We start from the raw sequence: 18,692 nt of genomic DNA on the forward strand, positions 1-18,692 counted from the left end.
CGCTCGGTCAGGGGGTCCGGGGCAGCGGGGGCAGGGCCGGGCGGTCGAGCCAGGCGGTGAAGAGGTCGTCGAGGGGCTCGGCCGCGAAGCGTTGCGCGTGGGCGCGGAACTGGGCCGTCGTGACGGTGCGGTGCTGGTGTTCGGCGACCCAGGACCGCAGGAGGGCGAAGAACGCCGGGTCGCCGATGGTGGTGCGCAGGGCGTGCAGCGTCAGCGCGCCGCGCTTGTAGACCAGCGGGTCGAACATCCGGTCCACGCCCGGGTCGGCGACGGTGACGGTCGCCGGGTGCGACAGCAGCCAGATGTGCCACCGGGTGGCGTGGATGTCGGCCGACGGGCCGCCCGAGACGCTGGACCACAGCCACTCGGCGTAGGTGGCGAAGCCCTCGTTGAGCCAGATGTGCCGCCAGTCGGCCACCGTGAGGCTGTTGCCGAACCACTGGTGGGCCAGCTCGTGGGCGACCAGCCGCTCGTGGGTGCGCCGGCCGTCGAGGTGGTTGCGGCCGAAGACGGCCATGCCCTGCGCCTCGACCGGGTCGTCCAGGTCGTCGTCGGCGACCACCACGACGTACTCCCGGAACGGGTACGGGCCGAACAAGCGTTCCAGGGCGGTCATGATCTCGCCGTGCCGGCCGAAGTCGTGCCGGAAGATCGTGCGCAGGCGGGGTGGGATCGCGGCCCGCTGCACGACCGGGCCGGGGGCCAGCTCGACCAGCTCGTACCGGCCGATCTGGACGCTCATGAGGTACGGCGAGGTGGGTTCGTTCCGCTCGTACACCCAGGTGGTGGTGCCGGCCCCGCGGCGGCGGGAGACCGGGTCGCCGGTGACCACCACGGTGTAGGGCGACGCGGCGGTGACCGTGACCAGGAAGGTGGCCTTGTCGTCGGGGCGGTCGTTGCACGGGAACCAGGACGGCGACCCGTCGGGCTGGCTGGCCACCAGCACGCCGTCGGTCAGCTCGTCCCAGCCGAGGTCGCCCCACCGGCCCGAGACGGGCACGGGCGTGCCGGCGTACCGGACCTCGACCCGGAACACGGAGCCGTGGTCGATCGCCTTCTCCGGCTTGACCCGGAGCTTGCCCGCACGGTGGGTCCAGCCGGCGCGGCGGCCGTCGACCCGTACGTCCTGGATCCGGAACGCGCCGAGGTCGAGGCTGAACCGGGACAGCGGCTGGGTGGTCCGCGCGGTGACCGTGGCCTTCCCGGCGAGCCGGTTGGTGAGGATCCGGTAGTCCAGGTCGAGGTCGTAGTGGAGCACGCGGTACCCGCCGTTGCCGTGCCCGGGAAGGTACGGATCGGGCGAGTGGTCGGCGCCCGCTGGGGTCATGCCCAGTTCGCGATCGGGTTGCCGAGCCATCGGCTGTTCTCCGGTACGGCGTCGCCCCGGGTGACCAGCGAGCCGGGGCCCACGGTGGTGCGCGCGCCGATGCTCGCGCCGGGCAGCACGATCCCGTGCGGACCGAGCGTCGCGCCCGCGCCCAGAGTCACCTCGTCCATGCTCATGATCCGATCATGGAACAGGTGGGTCTGCACCACGCACCCCCGGTTGACGGTGGCGCCCGGCCCGAGCCGCACCAGGTCGTACTCGGGCAGCCAGAACGTCTCCAGCCAGACGCCCCGGCCGATCTTCGCACCGAGCGTCCGCAGCCACAGGTTGAGCAGGGGCGTACCGGTCGCGAAGCGGAACAGCCACGGCGCGGCCAGCACCTCGACGAACGTGTCGGCCAGCTCGTTGCGCCAGACGAACGACGTCCACAGGGCCCGGTCGGCGACCCGGAACCGGCCGACCAGCAGCCACTTCGCCGCCGTCGCGGTCAGCGCGCCGGCGATCGCCGCGGCGAACAGCACCGGGCCCGCGGCCAGCGCGACCGCCCCGAGCCCGGCGGCCTGCCAGATCGATTCGAGGGCGGCGAGCACCAGGACGGCCAGGACCCCGGCCAGCATCACCGGGACGACCCGGCACAGCTCGACCGCGGCGCGGGCCAGCTTGAGCCGCAGCGGTGGGTCGTAGGTGCGGCCGGCGTCGCCCGTCTCGACCGTGCGGCGCAGCGGCATCGGCGGGGCGCCCAGCCACGACGAGCCCTTCTTGGCCTTGCGCGGCGCCGACGAGAGCACGCCGACCAGGCCCCGATTGGGCACCGAACGGCCGGGCGCGGCCATCCCCGAGTTGCCGAGGAAGGCCTGCTTGCCGATGCGGGCCGGGCCGACGCGCAGCCAGCCGTGGCTCAGCTCGTAGGTGGCGACCATCGTGTCGTCGGCCAGGAACGCGCCGTCCTCGACCGTGGTCATCGTGGGCAGGGCCAGGACCGTGGACAGCTCGGCGTTGCGGCCGATCCGGGCCCCCAGCAGCCGCAGCCACACCGGCGTGAAGAGGCTGGCGTAGATCGGGAACAGCGCGATCCGGGCCATGCCCATGAGCCGCTCGGTCGTCCACACCTGCCAGGCGACCCGGCCCCGTACGGGGTGGTAGCCGGCCCGCAGGCCGACGCCCAGCAGCCGGACGGCCGCGAGCACGAGCAGCGCGTACGACAGGAAGTAGGCGACCGCCGCCACCGGGGCCGTCAGCAACGCCGGGCCGAGGTCGAAGCCGTCGCCGACGCTCCAGCCGAGCAGCGCCAGAGCGGGCAGCACGGCGACGACCGGCAGCAGCCCCAGCAGCTGTGCGGTCACGCTGTAGGCGGCCACCCAGAGGCGGGAACGGTGCGGGGGCCGGCCGGCCGGCCAGCCCGCGTTGTCCTTGGCGGCGGCCGGCGCGGCGGGCGAACCGGCCCAGTGCTTGGTGGCCGGCACCGCCCCGGTGACGGTGGAGCCGGCCTCGATGTGCGCGTTCTTGCCGATGCGGGCGCCGGGCATGAGGGTGCTCCGGCCGCCGACCCGGGCGCCCGCGCCGACCCGGACCTTGCCGACCCGGACGACGTCGCCGTCGACCCAGTAGCCGGACAGGTCGACCTCGGGTTCGACGGCCGCGCCCCGGCCGAGCTTGAGCAGGCCGGTGACCGGCGGGGCGGAGTGCAGGTCGACGTCGGGGCCGATCTGCGCGCCGAGCGCCTTGGCATAGGTGATCATCCAGCTCGCGCCGGTGACGCCGGTCGCGCCGGTCAGCTCGGCGAGCCGCTCGGCCGCCCAGAGCCGCAGGTGCACCGAGCCGCCGCGGGGATAGCTGCCCTTGCCGACGCCGCGCAGCAGCAGCCGGGCGCCGCCGGCCGCGAGGGCGATCCGCCCCGGCGGGCTGAACAGCAGCAGCCAGCTCGCCGCGATCCACCACCAGGAGACGTGCGGGGCCCAGGCCACCAGGTTGGCCAGCGCGGCCAGCACGGTGAGCCAGCGCAGCCCGACCAGCGCCAGCATCGGCACCATCAGCACGGCCTGGACGAGCCCGGCCCGCAACGGCGTCGGCCGGACCTCGCGGCGCACCGTCTCGGTGGCCACGAGCGCGTCGAGGGCCGCCGCCATCTGCGACAGCCGGGGATGCTGGTAGACGTCGGCCACCGCGACCTGCGGGTGGGCCCGCCGGATCCAGGCCACCAGCTGGGCCGCGTTGAGGCTGCTGCCGCCGTTGCTGAAGAAGTCGGCGCCGGGTTCGGTCGGGCGTACGCCCAGGATCTCCTCCCAGCCGCCGGCCAGCCAGGCCTGCGTCCCGGTCAGCTCGGCGTCGCCCGCGCCGGCGGCGGCCAGGGGCCACGGCAGCGCGGCCCGGTCGACCTTGCCGGACGTGCGGGTGGGCAGGGCCTCGACCTCGGCCAGCAGGGGCACGAGCGCGGCGGGCAGTTGCTCACGGATGCGCAGGGCCGCGGCGGCGGCGTCGAAGCCCTCGCGGGGCACGACATAGCCGACGAGCAGCTGGTTGCCCGCGGCGGTGCGCTTGATCGCGGCGGCCGCGCCGGCCACCCCGGGCAGCGCCTGCAGGGCGGCGTCGACCTCACCCAGCTCGATCCGGCGCCCGCCCAGCTTCACCTGCTCGTCGCCGCGGCCGAGGAACAGCAGCCCCTCGGGCTCGGCGCGCACGATGTCGCCGCTGCGGTAGGCCCGCTCCCAGCCGAGCGAGGGCAACGGCGCGAACTTCTCGGCGTCCTTCGCGGCGTCGAGATAGCGGGCCAGCCCGACCCCGCCGATGACGAGCTCGCCGGTCTCGCCCATCGCGACCGGCTGACCGGCCGGGTCGACCACCACGAGCTCCCACCCGGCCAGCGGCAGCCCGATGCGCACCGGGCCCTCGCCGGTCAGCCGGGCGGCGCAGGCGACCACGGTCGCCTCGGTCGGGCCGTACGTGTTCCAGACCTCGCGGCCCTCGACGGCCAGCCGCTCGGCGAGCTCGGGCGGGCACGCCTCGCCACCGAAGATCAGCAGCCGGACCTCGTCGAGCGCCTCGACCGGCCACAGCGCGGCCAGCGTCGGCACGGTCGACACGACGGTGATGCGCTGCTCGGCCAGCCACGGGCCGAGGTCGACGCCGCTGCGGACCAGCGAGCGCGCGGCCGGCACCAGACAGGCGCCGTGCCGCCAGGCCAGCCACATCTCCTCGCAGGACGCGTCGAAGGCCACCGACAGCCCGGCCAGGACGCGGTCGTGCGGCCCGATCGCCTCGGCGTCGTCGTCGGCCAGGAACAGCTGGGCCTCGGCGTCGACGAAGGCCGCCGCGGCGCCGTGCGGGACGGCGACGCCCTTCGGGGTGCCGGTGGAGCCGGAGGTGAAGATGATCCAGGCGTCGTCGGCCGGTCCCGGCCGTCCGTCGCGGCCCTCGGGCGTACGGCGCAACGACACGCTCAGCCCGTCGCCGAGCACCGCACAGACGCCCGCCTCGGCGAAGACCAGCTCGGCGCGCTCCTCGGGGTCGTCGGCGTCCACCGGCACGTAGGCCGCGCCCGCCGCCAGCACCCCGAGGATCGCCAGGTAGAGCTCGGCCGAACCGGACGAGACCCGGATGCCGACCCGGTCGCCGACGCCGACGCCGTGCCCGCGCAGGCTCACCCGCAACGCCTCGACCGCGTCGGCCAGCTCGCGATAGGTCAGCGCGGCCCCGCCGGCGTCGATCGCGCGGGCGCCCGGGTGGGCCTGCACCGTCGCGTCGAAGATGTCGACCAGGGTGCGCCGGACCGGGGACGAGTCGGAGCGGAACAGAGCCGGGGCGCCGGGCGCGTCGGCGCTCGCGGGCAGATCGATCAGTCGCAGGTCAGCGGTCGTCACGGTCACCGGGCGTGCTCCATCCTTACCATCGGTCGACGTCGCCAGGCGCACGGCATCGAGCCGCCCGGGGGCAGCGATCAAAGCTACGGGCGGGAAACGGCGGATGACCAGCGAATGGCCGATACGTGCTCAGTAACACACCTTCGGGGCAGCGAACCACCTCGATCGATTGCCCCCCGGCGGGGACCTTGGCATGATCTGCGCCATGTCGTTGACTCGCCGCCACCTCCTGGGTGCCGGAGCCGCCGCGCTGACCGCTACCGCCGCCGGCTGTGGCCGTGACAAGCCCGGCTGGGTGGATGGACAGCCCGGCGGGGGCGCGGGCGGCGGGGCCGCCGCCGCAGCCGCCGCGCCGGCCTACCTGGCCCCGCTCAAGGCGGTGCTGACCAAGTATCTGAAGCCGACGACAGCCAACCCGAAGCATCCGACCTACGCCGGCGCCGTGGCGGTCGTGATGGTGAACAACTCGACGACGGCGACCGTCGCGGTCGGGCACGCCCTGCGCTACGGCGCCGGGCCGGTCGAGCTGGCCGCCGCGAAGCGAGTGGCGATGCGCGCCGACTCCGTTTTCGATCTGGCCTCGCTGACCAAGATGTGGGTCGCGGTGGCGCTGCTGCAACAGGTCGACAAGGGCAAGGTCGCCCTGGACGCGCCCGTCGCCCGCTACCTGCCCGGGTTCACCGGCGCGGGCAAGGACAAGGTCACCGTACGGATGCTGCTGGCCCACACGAGCGGGCTGCCGGTCGGCGTCACCGGGGTCAAGGGCCTGACCACGGCCGCCCAGCGGGCCAAGGTGCTGGCCACGCCGCTGGTCGGCGGGGCCGTCCCGGGCCGGACGTTCCGCTACTCGAGCACCGGGCTGATGGTCGCCGGCCAGCTCGTCGAGAAGGTCACCGGCAGCACCCTCGAGGCCGCCGTCAAGAACGGCATCTCCGCTCCCCTGGGCGCACGCCACCTGGGGTTCAACCCGCGCACGTGGCTCAGCGCGGCCGACCAGGCGGCCCGGCTGGCCGCCACCGACGCCCGCACGTCCCGCGGCCTGCTGCGCGGCACCGTGCACGACGACGTCGCGGCCCAGATGGGCGGCGTCATCGGCAGCGCCGGCCTGTTCGGCACGGCCCGCGACGTGGCCCTGTTCGGCCAGATGCTGCTGGCCGGCGGCGCCTACGGCGGCAAGCGCCTGCTGTCGGCCGCGCTCGTCCAGCAGATGCTGGCCAACCAGAACGCCGGGCTGCCCGCGGTCGACCCGGAACGACCGGGCCGGCCGTCCGATCACGGCCTCGGGGTGACGCTGCGCCAGCCGTGGTTCATGGGCTCGCTGTCCTCCCCCACGACGTTCGGCCACACCGGTTTCACCGGCACGTCGCTGCTGGTCGACCCCCGGCGCAAGCTGGTGCTGTCGTTGCTGACCAACCGGGCCCACCCCAACTGGAGCTGGGCCGACCCCGACCCGATGCGGGCCGAGGTCGCCAACGTGCTGGCCAAGTACCTCTGACCTGGCCTGTGCCGGGTCAGACCCGATAGACGCGCACCCAGTCCGCCTCGTACACCGCGGGGGTCATGTTCGTGCCGTCGAAGTTGTCCAGCTGGATGGTCAGGTGGCCCGAGGCCATCGCCTGCATGGCCTTGCGCGACGACGTGGAGCCGTTGGAGAAGCGGAACCACTCGATCCCGTCGATGAGGCCGCGCACGTGGTCGGGGGTCCACTCGAAGGCGATGTTGTGCCACTCGCTCAGCGGCGCGCCACAGTTCCGTTCCTCGGCCCGTTCCTGCTGGGTGTCACCTCGCAGAACCGGGTAGTGCAGGAAGGCGACGGCGCAGGCGGCGCCGGGCGCGCTGTTCTCGAGGAAGTCGTACTCACCCTCCTCCGGCCATTTGTCGCCGTCCGGCCAGACGATCAGCAGCGGGTGGTACGTCCGCCCGTTGCTCGACCCGGTGTTGCGCGAGCGCACCCGCGCCTCCCACCGGCCGTACCTGGTCTTCCAGTCGTTCTGCAGCCAGCCGGTGGTGCCGTTGCCCGCGCCGGTCATGACCAGTTTCTGGCCGTCGACCGTGGTGGCGCTGGCGCAGCGCTGCCCGCCCGACGCGTGCGGGTTGCGCCAGCACTCGTCGGCGTCGCTCCACTTGGCCGGGTCCGGCCGTCCGGTGTACGTGAACTCGTCGCTGTACTGGGCCAGCGGCGCGCCCCAGCCCAGCCGGACCGCGGCCTCCACGCCGTTGCCGGTTCCGCCGCCCCCGTCCGTCGGCGGCGGGTTGGTGCTCGGCGTGACGCTGACACTGACCGGCGTGAGCGGGCCCGCGGCGGTGCGCGGAATCAGGATGAACGAGTACGTCGTGTCGTTGCGTAGCAGGTTGAACTGCTGGCTGCCGACACCGGCGGCCACGTCGGTGGCCCACGGCCCGTTGTTGCGGGTGTCCGTGCCGTCCCGGCCGACGTTCCAGCCGACGATGTCGGTGCGGGTGGTGCTCCAGGTCAGGCTGCCGGTTCCGTTGCCCGGCACGCCGGTCACGCTCACGTCCGGCTTCGGGTTCGGCTTGTACGCGCATGACGTGGCGCCGAACTGGCTGTTGGCGGCCAGATCGGTGAAGCGCAGCAGCACGTTGGCGCGCACCGCGCCGGCCGGGACGGTGAACCGTCCGGAGATCCGGGTGAAGGCGCTGGTCCCCGCGACCGGCAGGTACCCGCCGTTGGTGTGACCGAGGTACACGTCGCCGGGGCCGTACCAGTCGATCTCGGTGCGGGCCCGGGACGGGTCGTCCGGAGCCCGGACGTCGGCGGCGACGTCCCACACCGAGCCCGGTAGCACCTGCTGCTTGGGCAGGAAGATGCCGGCGGTGACGGCCGTGCCGTTGGCCACGGAGAGCTCCCACTGCGCGTCCGGGTGACCGGTGATCGCCCGCCGGGTGACGACCAGGCTGCTGCTCAGCCGGCCCCAGCCCGTCGCGTCCACGGCCAGCGCCGGGTTGGCGCACTCGTTGTCGGACACCTGGTACTGACCGACCCGGAGGAAGTAGCTGACGTCGGTGTCGGAGCCGGCCAGCGCGGTCCGGGCCGCCCGGGCCAGGTTGGTCTTCCCGGCCGCGTCGGCCGCGGCCTCGATCGCGCTGACCCGCCGCCGGTCCTCCTCGCCCTTCTTCTTCAGCGCGGCCTCCAGGTCGCGGTGGTCGGCCTGGTGGATGCCGGTGTGGATGAACGTCCGCCACGCGACCGGGTCGGCGCTGCGCAGCGCGGCCATCGCCGCCGCGTACACCTCGGTCGGCTCGGCGGCGGTGTTCCACACCCAGCGCACGAAGTTCTCGTCGCTGAGCACCTGCGTGGCCTCGGTCGCGACCACGCCGAGGATCGCGGCCGCCCGTTTGCGCGCCTCGCGCTCCAGCAGCGCCTGCCGCTCGGCCTCGGTGCGCTCCTGGTCGGCCTCGATCTCGGCTGCGCGGTCCTGCTCCCGGGCCGCCACGACGCCGACGGTGATGAAGTCGCGCTGTTGCTGGGCGCTGCCGCCGAACGCGACGAGCGCCGCGGCCCGCACCCGCTCGCCGGCGCTGCGCTGGTAGAGGGCGAAGACGAAGTCGCGGTCGGTGAGCAGCAGCAGCTCCGGGGTCACCGCGATCTCGAGCACCAGCAGGGCCCGCTGCCGGATCTCCCGCGCCTCGCGGGCGGCCGAGCCGTCGCGCACCTGGTCGGCGACGTCCCGGGCCTTCGCGTCGTGGATGCCGGACTCGACGAACACCGTGCACTGCACGTACGAGGTCGTGGTGCAGTTCATCAGGGCCAGTTCGGCGGCCCCACGCACCTCGGACAGGTCCTCGGCGTTCTTCCAGATCTCGAAGACGAAGTCGCGCTCGTTGAGCACCAGCCAGCTGTCCGGCGCGACCACGCCGACCAGGGCGGCCGCGCGCACCCGGTCCTCCAGCGAGGACTCGAGCCCGGCGGAGCGGGCCGCCGCGGCGGGCACGCCGCGGGAGCCGGCCACGGCCGGTTCGGCCAGGGTCATGGCGGTCAGCAGGGCGACGGCGGCGGCCGCCACCCGTCTCGTTCTCGACGCTTTCATCATTCCTCCCGGAGTCGGCAAGAACGGTTATAGCGAGGCCGATACATTTCCACTCCATTGGCCGTTTCCGGCCAGCGCCGCCATTCGCATTCGCATTGATGTTTAGCTGTCGCCGCCATCTCGTCGTCTGCTGTGGAGAGTGCGATGAAAGCGAGAATGCGAATTCTTATCGTGACGGTCGCGCTGCTGGCCGGTACGGCTCTCGCCGGGCCCGCTCCCGCGGCCGCCGTCGACCAGCACTCGGCGAACTGGTCCCGCACCCGCGCGGTGACCCTGGTCGACCCGCGGTCCTCGGTGCGCGCGGCCGCCTGGGGCGCGCTGGTCAGCAACGACGTGGAGGCCGCGGTCGCGCGGTTCGTCGCCAGCGGCTTCGCGTTCGCCAAGCTGCGGGCCGCGCAGAACGACGCCCGCAACACCGACTTCGCCCGCCGCGTGCTGGCCACCCACACCGCCGAGTTCGCCCCCGAGGTGCACGCGGCGGCCCAGTTCGCGCTGACCAGCCGGTTCGCCGCGGACCGGGAAGCCTTCGCCCGCACCGGATACGCGGCGGCCAAGGCGCGCGACCGGCAAGCCCGCGAAGCCACCGGCGAGCAGGCCGCGGCCCTCGAGCAGTTCGACCGCGACTTCGTCGGGTCGCTGCGCGACACCGACCCGGGCGAGCAGGTCCGGGCGGCGGCCACGTTCGCGCTGCGCCCGGCGGCCACCGACGCCGACCTGGTCGAGTTCTTCGCGTACGAGTGGGCCAACGCCGCCGCGCTCGATCTCGAAGCCTTCCGCATCCGGGTGACCGACGAGGACATGCGCTGGCGGGCCGGCGTCGCGCGTCTGCTCAGCACCGCCCGCGACGCCGAGACCGCGGCGCTGGCCACCGCCGGGGAGGCCGCCGGCCAGGCCCGCGCGCTCGCCGCCCGGGCCTGGGGTGACGTCTCGGCCCAGACCGGATCGCCCCGGGTGGTGTGGGGCCAGGCCCAGGCGGTCGCCGAGGAACAGGCCGCGAACTGGCGCCGGGTGGCCGGAGCGGCCGGCGCCGCCACGGGTCCGAACTGGAACGTCGTGCTCGGCACGGCCGGCGCCACGGCGGAATCGTGGGCGGCCGAACGGGAACAGGCGGCCGAACAGGCGGCGTACTGGTCCGGCCTGTTCTCCGAGGCGCTGGCCGGCGAGCAGCGGATGACCGGCGGTGCGGCATGAGACGTCGTCCCGGCGCGTTCGGCGCCGCCCTGCTCGTCGCCGCCGGCCTGCTGATGGCGCCGGTCAGCCCGGTGGCCGCCGCCCCGGCGCCGGCCGCGCGGGCGGCCGGCACCCCCATCCCGGTCCCGCCGCTGGTCACCGGGGAGTGGGACGGCCGGACCGGCGTCACCTTCCCGGACGACCCGTTCCTGCGCACCCTGGTCGCCGACGTCGCCGAGCTCAGCGAGGAACCGGAGCTGCGCGAGGCCGCGGCGGCCGCGCTGGCCGCCACCGAGCCCGGCGCGATCGACCGCTACATGTACGAGACCCATCCGGCACTGCAGCGGCAGATCGACGACCGGTACGCGGCGACGGCGCAGCGCAACACCGCGGCGATCCGCGCGATGGCCGGGACCGGGGCGTCCGGCGGCTCGTTCAACGCCGAGGTCACCCGGGTGCTGCGGGGCAGCGACGCCGACCGGGCCGCGTTCCTCGCGTACGGCGCCGAGATCGCCCGTACCCGCGACGAGCAGGCCACCGCGGCCGAGACCGACCGTCGCCGGGTGTTGCGCGAGCGGCTGACCGCCGTGGCGGCCGCCGCCCCCGACGGCTCCGAGATGAAGCGCGCCGCCGAGGCGGCCCGGGCCGGCGACGACACGGCCGTGGCGGCGTTCTGGAACGGTGGCTACCGGACCGCGGCCGAGGCCGACGCCGTCGCCCGCGAGCAGTACCTGGCCGACCTCGAGGCGCGCACCAAGGCGGCCGAGGACCTGACCGACCTGGCCCGCCGGGCCGCCCGCGCCGCCGAGGCCCGCCGGCACCTGCTGGTCGCGCACGGCAACGCGGTGCGGGAACTGCAACGCGCGGCCAACGCGATGGCCGGCGCGGCCAACGCGGCCCGTTCGGCCGAACGCATCCTGGCCGGCGGCGGATCCGGCGCGGAGAAGAGCGCCCAGCTCGCCACGGCGAAAACCGAGACGGCAGCCCAGCTGTCGGCGGCCCAGCAGGCCGCCCAACGAGCACAGGCGGCGGCCGCGGCGGCCGTCGGCGCGGCCGACACCCTGATCGAGACCGGCCTGGACTACGGCGCCGAATGGTCCCTGATCGTGCGGGGCATGCACCAGGCCGCCGTGGCGGCGGTGGGCGCGTCCACCACCGCGGCGCACGCCGTCGACGCCACGATCGCCACCCACAACGCCCGGACCGCGGCCGATCGGGCCGAGGCCCACGCTCGGCAGGCGGCGAAGTGGAAAGAGCACGCCCGCGAACACGCGGCGGCGGCCGCGAAGCTCGCCGACGCCGCGAAGGCGCAGGCGCAGGCGGCCAAGACCGCCGCCGCCCGGGCCAAGACCGCCCGCGAGCAGGCCCAGGCGGCCGAGGCCAAGGCTCGGGCGGCCGCCGCACGGACCCGGCAGCACCGGCTCACCGCCGAGGCCGAGGCGGTCACCGCCCGCGACCAGCGACTGATCGCCGAGAAGGAACGCAAGACCGCGGCCGACCAGCGCACGATCGCGGAGGGCCAGGCCGCGGTCGCGGCGAACGCGCGCCGGGACGCGTCGGCCCAGGCCCGGATCGCCGAGGCGGCCGCCCAGCGCAGCGACCGGGCCGCCACGGCCGCCGCCTCGGCCGAGGAGACCGCCTGGGACAAGGAGGGCGCCGCCCGGCGGGCCCGGGATGACGCCTACCAGGCGGAGCGCCTCTCGCAAGGAGCGGTCGCCCGGGCGCAGGTGCTGGCCAAGGTGGCCGCCGCGGCCGGCGGCGACGCGAAGGACGAGGCGCAGCGCCAGGCGGACCAGGCCGCCCGGGACGCGCAGGAAGCCGGAGTGGCGGCCCGGACAGCCCGGGCCGCGGCGAACACCGCCACCGGCGCCGCCGCCACTTCCCGGGCGGCGGCAACCGAGGCGGCGCGAGCCGCCGACCGGGCCTGGGCGGCCTCCGAGGAGGCCCGGGCGGCCGCGGTTCGCGCGGACGCCGCGGCCGGCCGGGCCGAGGCGGAAGCCAAGGCGACCCACCAGGCCCGGCTGCAGGCCGACGCCCGGGCCGGCGAGGCCACCGCGCAGCAGTCCCGGGCGGCCGAGGCGGCCCGGGCCGCCGTCCGGCTGGCCGAGCAGGCCCAGAACGAGTCGGTGCAGGCGTTGTGGGCCGCCCAGCGGACCCAGCAGGAGGCCGAGGCGGCCACCACCGAGGCGGTGGGCGCCTCGGCCCAGGCGGACATCGCGGTCAGCGCCTCGGTGGCCGCCCGGGCCTCGTCGGCCGGCATCGCCGAGCCGCACAACCTGGCGCTGGTCATGGTCAGCCCGTTCACCACGTCGGACCTCGACGCGGATTTCGTCGCCCAGGTGGCCGCCGAGGCCCGCGTCATCGGCGCCCAGCAGGCCGCGGCGGCACAGCAGCGGGCGAACGAGGCGGTCGCCGCGGCCCAGCGGGCGGCTCAGGCCGCCCGCGACGCCAACGCCGACGTCAAGGAGGCGTTCGACGCTTCGGCCGCCGCCGCCCAGTCGGCCGCGGCCGCCGCGACCTCGGCCGCCGAAGCCAAGAAGTCCGCGGCCGACGCCGCCACCGAGGCGGCGGCGGCCCGCGCCGCGGCGGCCGGCGCGGCTCAGGCCGACGCTCAGGCCAAGGCGGACGCCACCAGCGCCCGCAGCGCCGCCAACGCCGCGGCGAACGACGCGGCCATCGCCGGACGGTCGGCGGCGGACGCCCGCGCCGACGCCGATCGTGCCGCCGCGGCCGCGCGGTCCGCGGAACGGGACGCCGCCGCGGCACGGGACGCGGCCACCGAGGCGGAGGCCGACGCCGCGACCGCCCAACGGTCCGCCGAGGCCGCCCGGCGGTCGGCCGACAGCGCCGCGGAGGCGGCCGAGCAGGCGTTGCAGCACGCGATCGACGCGCAGAACGCGGCCTACCGGGCCGAGGACGCCGCCCGCCAGGACGCGATGCGGTGGCTGGTGCGACCGGCGAACGACCCCGAGGTGCCGGACGACCGCGAGCTGCTCCCCTACCTCACCCCGGAGCAACAGCAGGAGTACCGCGAGCTCCTGGCCGAGGCCAGCGGCGACATCATCGACTTCATCGCCCGGGAGGGCGAAGGTCTGCTCGAGGACCTGACCGGGCTGCCCGACCTCAAGGCCTGCTTCCTGCAGGGCGATCTGTGGGCCTGCGTCGAGACCCTGGCGAACTTCGTGCCGCTGGCCAAGGCCGGCATCGCCGTCGCCAAGATCAGTCGGCTGCTGCCCAAGCTGATCCAGTTCGTCGCCCGGATCATCGAAGCTCGCCGGAAGGTCGACGATCTCCTCGCCCTGGCCGACCGTCTCAAGAGCTGCCAGGTGCCGGGAAACAGCTTCCTGCCCGGCACCAGGGTGCTCCTGGCCGACCGCAGCACCGTCGCGATCGAAGCCGTCCGGCCGGGAGACTCGGTGCTGGCCGGCGACCCGCTCACCGGGATGACCGGGCCGCGGCCGGTGACGAGTCTGATCACCGGCACCGGGGTCAAGACGCTGGTCGACCTCACCTTCGCCGACGCGGACGGCGTGACCACGATCAGCGCGACCGCCGGCCATCCGTTCTGGTCGGTGGACACCCGCCGGTGGGTGGAAGGGAACGAGTTGCGGGCCGGGATGCGGCTGCGCGCCGCGTCCGGCGCCACCGTCCACATCCTGCAGGTCGCCGAGCGGACCGTCGAAGCGACCGTCCACAACTTCACGGTGGCCGGACTGCACACGTACTACGTGCTCGCCGGGGATGTGCCGGTTCTCGTGCACAACGCCGCTACCGCTTTCTGCGATCCGGGCCGACAGGTGGCGAGCGGCTCCACGGCGCTCAGCCGGGCCACCCGGGAGCAACGGCTCACGGACAACAACAGGCTGAACATGTACGGTGCGGCGAGAGTCGGCAGTCGGATCTTCGTCGCCCACTCCGACAAGAGCGGACATGCGGAAGCGAAGCTTGTGGACCTGGTGCGGGCGGCGGGTTTCCAGCCCCAGGCGATCGACGAGATCTACACCGAGTACGGCATGTGCCCGATGTGCCAAGGCCCGGGGAAGAAGGAGGTCCTTCCGCTGCTGAGGAATGGTGTTGACATCACCTACACGTTCCCCTTCGCGGATCCCGCCTCGCGGGTCGCATCCAAGAAAGCCCTGACCGCGATGGTGAAGGCCCTCTTCAATTAGGTGATGACATGAAATACGTGAAGATCGGCGCGGACGCGCTCGAAGGTTGCCCGGCGGAGGCAAAGGCGTTCTTGCAGGAGACCGGCCTGCCGCTCAGTGTGATCACCATTTTCCAAGCCGATGCGGAACCGGCGAGAACGTCGGTGACGATTGGCGGGAGAACTGTCGACGGGCTCGTTCTCGGCCATTCCCGCGAAGAGGATCCGCTGTTTCTCGACTACGCCGACGGCGCGGTCTGGTTGCTGGCTTCGTGGCGGCCGGCCGCTCCGATTCCGGTCAACGCCGGGGTGACCGCCTTCGTGGAGTCGTTGGCTCTGGTCGCCTCCGCCTACCCCTTCTATCCGGCGGACGCCGATCTCGACGACGCCGGGAGCGCGGAGGACCGGCTCCGGGAGTCGCTCGAGACGATCGACGTCGTCTCGACCGCCGATCCGGACGGGTTCTGGTCGGCCTTCCTGAACGACGTCGGGGTCGGCGACTACGGCGACGACGGAGACGATCGATGAGCGGTCAACCGAGATGATGACCGACGCCACGGACGGTGTGCAGAACGGGGGGATCGCCGAGTTTGCGGCGCAGCTGGGCGATCACCACGTCGAGGACGTTGGAGGCCGGTGGGACCAGCTCGTCCCAGCCGGCCGCTATCAGCGCCGCCCGGGTGACCGGCTCGCCGCCGGCCGCCACCAGCGCCTCCAGCACGGCGAACTCCTTGCCGGTCAGGGTGAGCGGGCGGCCGTCGCGGCGGGCCTCGTAGCGGTCGGCGTCCACCTCGACGCCGGCGTGGCGCAGGACGGCCGCGGGCGGCGGGGCCGGGCCGCGGCGGCACAGGTTGCCGACGCGGGCCAGCAGCTCGGGCAGGGCGAACGGCTTGCCCAGGTAGTCGTCGCCCCAGGCCAGGCCGGCCACGCGTTCGGCCGGGACGCTGCGGCCGGTGAGGAACAGCACCGGCACGCGCCAGCCGGCCCGGCGGCGGGCGGCCACGTAGTCCAGGGCGTCGCCGGCGGGCAGCATCCGGTCGACGACCGCGCAGTCGTACGCGTACACGCTCAGCGCCTCGTCGACCTCGGGCAGGTCGGCGGCCGTGTCAACCGCGAAGCCGGCGCCCCGCAAGGCCACGTCCAGCGCCAGGCGCATGTTCGCGTCGTCCTCGATGACAAGCACCCGCACAGGAACACACGGTAGCCGGTGGGGTCACCCCCTGCCGGGCCGCGATCAGGCCGGCCTGGAAGCGGCTGCGCGCGCCGAGCCGGGCCATGATCGAGGCCATGGTCCGACGGACCGTGCGCTCGGAGAGGCCGAGGCGGGCGGCCACCGACTCGTCGGTCAGGCCGGTGGCGAGCAGGCCGAGCAGCCGGCGCTCACGCTCGTCCAGGAGGTTCTCGTCCATCGTGGTCACACCGCCACCAGCGACAGCACCGACTGCCGCGCCGCCCGCAGCTGCGGGCCCGGCGGCACGCTCAGCTCGGCGGCCAGCAGGTCGGCGGCGCGGCGGTACGCGAGCAGCGCCTCGGTCCGGCGACCGGTCGTGGCCAGGGCGCGCACCAGTCCGGCCCAGGCCCCCTCGCGCAACGGGGAGGCCACGGTGACCTGCCGCAGCTCGGCCACCGCCTCGGCCCCGCGGTCCAGGGCCAGCAGCTGGGCCGCCCGGAGCTCACGCAGGTCGATCCGGAGCTCGTCGAGCTGGTCGGCGACGGCCGAGGCGGCGGCGAGACCCGGGTACGCGCGGCCCCGCCACCACCCCAGCGCCTCGTCCACCCGGGACAACGCCGTCGCCGGGTCGGCCGTCCGGGCCGCCTCCACCGCCGTCCGGGCGGCCCGGTCGGCGTCCACCTCGTGCGGCTCCGCACGCAGTCGGTACGCGTCCCCCCGGCGCTCCACCCGGCCCCGCTCCGGCAACGCCCGGCGCACCTGCCAGACGTACGTGCGGAGGTTGGCCACCGCCGAGGGCGGCGCCGCCGCGTCCGGCCACACGCCGTCGGCCAGCTCGTCGAGGCTGACCCACGCACGGTGCAGCAGCAACGTGGCCAGCACGGTCGCCGGCTTGCCGGTGATCGGTGTGCGCGCCCCCTCGACGTGCACCTCGATCGGTCCGAGCACGTGGAACAACACGTCGGCACTCCCTCGGTCGGCGGCCTCCGTATGGTGGCCGTCGGCACTACTTTCCATCGACGCACATGAGGATCCGATGACACGCGTGCTGGTGGTCGAGGACGACGAGAACCTGCGGCTGGCGGTGGCCGCCGAGCTGGCCCGCGGCGGCGCCGAGGTGTGGCAGGCGGGCAGCGTGGCGGCCGCGGACGCCGCGCTGACGGCCGGCCCGCCCGACTGCGTGGTGTTCGACCGGATGCTGCCGGACGGCGACGCGGCCGACTACGTGCGCCGCCGCCGGCAGACCGGGTGGACGACGCCGGTGCTGTTCCTGACCGCCCGGGACACGGTGGCCGACGTGGTCGCCGGGTTCGAGCACGGCGCCGACGACTACCTGGTCAAGCCGTTCGCGATGACCGAGCTGACGGCCCGCGTGCGCAACCTGGCCCGGCGGGGCGGCGCCGTGCGCCCGGCCGTGCTGCGCCACGCCGACCTGGAGGTGAACTGTCCCCGCCGGCAGGCCCGCCGGGCCGGGGTGCTGCTCGGCCTCACCGGCAAGGAGTTCGCCGTGCTGGAGCACCTGATGAGCCGCCCGGGGCAGGCCGTCAGCCGCACCGAGCTGATCGAGCACTGCTGGGACACCAGCGCCGACCCGATGTCCAACGTGGTCGACGCGGTGGTGCGGCGGCTGCGGGCCAAGCTGGGCGAGCCGGAGCTGGTGCACACCGTCCGCGGGCGGGGTTACCGCTTCGGCGGGGCGGGGCCTTCATGACCGCCGCCGGCCGGCTGCGCTCGCTGCCCCGCTGGTTCACCGTCTGGTCGTGCCTGGCCGGCGCCACCGGACTGGTCGTGCTGGGCACCCTGCTCGTCCGGTCCGACAGCGCCCGCCGTGAGGCCGGGCTGGACGCCGAGTTGCGCCGGGTCACCTCCACGGTGTCGCGGCTGGTCCGGTTCGACGGCACGGTCACCACCGCCGCCGTCCTGCGCGACCCGCTGGACGGCTCCTGCCCGCAGTTCGCCGTGCTGCCCGGGACGTCCGCGCGGTTCACCGGCCACTTCAGCCGCCTCGAATGCGTGCCGGTCGACCCGGCCGTGCTGGCCGGGGCGGCCGAGCGGGCCACCTCGGCCGGCCGGCTGGTCACCTTCGAGGCGACCGCCGAGGACGGGCGGCCGGTGCGGCTCGGCGCGGAGCCGTTCCGGCAGCCGGACGGGCAGGCCGTCGGCGCCGTGGTCGCCGTGGCCGACGCCTCGCGGGCCGACGCGGCCCACCGGCGGGCGATGATCGTCCTCGTCGCCGGCTGCGCCGCGCTGCTGCTGGTCATCGGAGTGGCCGGGCGCCTGCTGGCCGCCCGCGCCCTGCGCCCGGTCGCCGCGGCCCTCGAGCAGCAGGAGGTGCTGCTGGCCGACACCGCGCACGACCTGCGCACCCCGGTGGCCGCGCTGCGGGCGCTGGCCGAGGCGGCGCTGCTCAACCCCGGTCACCGCGCCGAGCTGCTGCCCCGCACGGTCGAGCTGGCCCAGCGAATGGGCACCATCATCGACGGGGTGCTGGTCCGGGCCCGGCTGGCCGCCGGGGTGCAGACCCTGGAACGCGAGCCGGTCTGGCTGGATCAGCTGGTCAGCGCCGTGGTGGACGAGACTCCGGCCGAGGGCGCGCAGGTGACGGTGACGACCGCGCCGAGCCGGGTCGAGGCGGACGCCGCCCTGGTGCGCCGGGCGGTCGGCAACCTGCTGGACAACGCGTTGCGGCACGGCCGGGCGCCCGGGCAGCGGGCGGTCGTGCACATCACCGTGGCCGGGGGCCGGGTGATGGTGGCCGATCACGGCCCCGGCATCGACCCGGCACGGACCGGCGCCGCGTCCGACCGGTTCCGGAGCACCGGCGGCTCCAGCGGACTGGGGCTGTCCATCGTGCGCTGGGTGGCCGAGGCCCACGGTGGCGGGCTGCACGTCTACAACGCCGAGGAGGGCGGGGCGATCTTCGAGCTGACGCTCCCGGTGGACAGTGGATGAATCCTGTATCGACTGTGGA

12 protein-coding genes are annotated in these 18,692 nt (G+C 74.8%); 6 read left to right on the forward strand and 6 right to left on the reverse strand.

Going from position 1 to position 18,692, the window contains the following annotated elements:
* Positions 1-7 precede the first annotated feature (7 nt).
* Both HJC40_RS37035 and HJC40_RS37040 read right to left on the reverse strand, forming a co-directional pair.
* Complete coding sequence (locus HJC40_RS37035; RefSeq protein WP_250008176.1) at positions 8-1,357, reverse strand: M1 family metallopeptidase; 1,350 nt, start codon at positions 1,355-1,357, stop codon at positions 8-10.
* Positions 1,324-5,190, reverse strand: coding sequence for a Pls/PosA family non-ribosomal peptide synthetase (locus tag HJC40_RS37040; RefSeq protein ID WP_250008177.1), 3,867 nt, complete (start codon positions 5,188-5,190; stop codon positions 1,324-1,326). Before HJC40_RS37040 ends, HJC40_RS37035 begins: the two co-directional genes overlap by 34 nt.
* A gap of 199 nt (positions 5,191-5,389) precedes the next feature.
* On the opposite strand from HJC40_RS37040, the gene HJC40_RS37045 reads away from it, so the two are divergent.
* Positions 5,390-6,679 carry a serine hydrolase gene (locus tag HJC40_RS37045; RefSeq protein ID WP_250008178.1) on the forward strand — a complete coding sequence of 430 codons (1,290 nt, stop codon included), beginning with the start codon at positions 5,390-5,392 and terminating at the stop codon, positions 6,677-6,679.
* A 16-nt stretch (positions 6,680-6,695) separates the two neighbouring features.
* Here HJC40_RS37045 and HJC40_RS37050 read toward each other — a convergent pair whose 3' ends face one another.
* Positions 6,696-9,233 (reverse strand): glycoside hydrolase family 16 protein, encoded by a 2,538-nt coding sequence (locus HJC40_RS37050; RefSeq protein ID WP_250008179.1) that lies wholly within the window; start codon positions 9,231-9,233, stop codon positions 6,696-6,698.
* 156 nt (positions 9,234-9,389) lie between these two features.
* Between HJC40_RS37050 and HJC40_RS37055 the strand changes: the two genes are divergently transcribed.
* From HJC40_RS37055 to HJC40_RS37065, 3 genes are read left to right on the forward strand one after another with little or no spacing between them, the layout of a single operon-like run.
* Entirely contained in the window at positions 9,390-10,424 is a 1,035-nt protein-coding gene (locus HJC40_RS37055; protein ID WP_250008180.1) for a hypothetical protein, read from the forward strand.
* Positions 10,421-14,572 carry a polymorphic toxin-type HINT domain-containing protein gene (locus tag HJC40_RS37060; RefSeq protein ID WP_250008181.1) on the forward strand — a complete coding sequence of 1,384 codons (4,152 nt, stop codon included), beginning with the start codon at positions 10,421-10,423 and terminating at the stop codon, positions 14,570-14,572. Before HJC40_RS37055 ends, HJC40_RS37060 begins: the two co-directional genes overlap by 4 nt.
* Positions 14,573-14,589: 17 nt before the next feature.
* Positions 14,590-15,078: an SUKH-4 family immunity protein gene (locus tag HJC40_RS37065; protein ID WP_250008183.1), complete on the forward strand. Its 489-nt coding sequence runs from the start codon at positions 14,590-14,592 to the stop codon at positions 15,076-15,078.
* Positions 15,079-15,082: 4 nt separating this feature from the next.
* On the opposite strand, the gene HJC40_RS46390 is transcribed toward HJC40_RS37065, so the two are convergent.
* The 3 genes from HJC40_RS46390 to HJC40_RS37080 are packed head-to-tail and all read right to left on the reverse strand — an operon-like array spanning position 15,083 to position 16,681.
* Positions 15,083-15,739 (reverse strand): response regulator transcription factor, encoded by a 657-nt coding sequence (locus HJC40_RS46390; protein WP_250008184.1) that lies wholly within the window; start codon positions 15,737-15,739, stop codon positions 15,083-15,085.
* Positions 15,657-15,959, reverse strand: coding sequence for a LuxR C-terminal-related transcriptional regulator (locus HJC40_RS37075; protein ID WP_250008308.1), 303 nt, complete (start codon positions 15,957-15,959; stop codon positions 15,657-15,659). Before HJC40_RS37075 ends, HJC40_RS46390 begins: the two co-directional genes overlap by 83 nt.
* 5 nt (positions 15,960-15,964) lie before the next feature.
* Complete coding sequence (locus HJC40_RS37080) at positions 15,965-16,681, reverse strand: AfsR/SARP family transcriptional regulator (RefSeq protein ID WP_250008185.1); 717 nt, start codon at positions 16,679-16,681, stop codon at positions 15,965-15,967.
* Between the two features lie 76 nt (positions 16,682-16,757).
* On the opposite strand from HJC40_RS37080, the gene HJC40_RS37085 reads away from it, so the two are divergent.
* Both HJC40_RS37085 and HJC40_RS37090 read left to right on the forward strand, forming a co-directional pair.
* Entirely contained in the window at positions 16,758-17,432 is a 675-nt protein-coding gene (locus HJC40_RS37085; RefSeq protein ID WP_250008186.1) for a response regulator transcription factor, read from the forward strand.
* Entirely contained in the window at positions 17,429-18,673 is a 1,245-nt protein-coding gene (locus tag HJC40_RS37090; protein WP_250008187.1) for a sensor histidine kinase KdpD, read from the forward strand. Before HJC40_RS37085 ends, HJC40_RS37090 begins: the two co-directional genes overlap by 4 nt.
* The last annotated feature ends 19 nt before the right edge of the window (positions 18,674-18,692 follow it).

Origin of the sequence: Actinoplanes sp. M2I2, from assembly GCF_023544445.1 — a bacterium.
Taxonomy (GTDB): Bacteria; Actinomycetota; Actinomycetes; order Mycobacteriales; family Micromonosporaceae; genus Actinoplanes.

Excerpts from the sequence above, each read along its gene's own strand:
- HJC40_RS37035 (WP_250008176.1), bottom strand. The coding sequence starts at position 1,357 with ATGGCTCGGCAACCCGATCGCGAACTGGGCATGACCCCAGCGGGCGCC.
- HJC40_RS37045 (WP_250008178.1), top strand. The coding sequence starts at position 5,390 with ATGTCGTTGACTCGCCGCCACCTCCTGGGTGCCGGAGCCGCCGCGCTG.
- HJC40_RS37050 (WP_250008179.1), bottom strand. The coding sequence starts at position 9,233 with ATGAAAGCGTCGAGAACGAGACGGGTGGCGGCCGCCGCCGTCGCCCTG.
- HJC40_RS37055 (WP_250008180.1), top strand. The coding sequence starts at position 9,390 with ATGCGAATTCTTATCGTGACGGTCGCGCTGCTGGCCGGTACGGCTCTC.
- HJC40_RS37060 (WP_250008181.1), top strand. The coding sequence starts at position 10,421 with ATGAGACGTCGTCCCGGCGCGTTCGGCGCCGCCCTGCTCGTCGCCGCC.
- HJC40_RS37075 (WP_250008308.1), bottom strand. The coding sequence starts at position 15,959 with ATGGACGAGAACCTCCTGGACGAGCGTGAGCGCCGGCTGCTCGGCCTG.
- HJC40_RS37085 (WP_250008186.1), top strand. The coding sequence starts at position 16,758 with ATGACACGCGTGCTGGTGGTCGAGGACGACGAGAACCTGCGGCTGGCG.
- HJC40_RS37090 (WP_250008187.1), top strand. The coding sequence starts at position 17,429 with ATGACCGCCGCCGGCCGGCTGCGCTCGCTGCCCCGCTGGTTCACCGTC.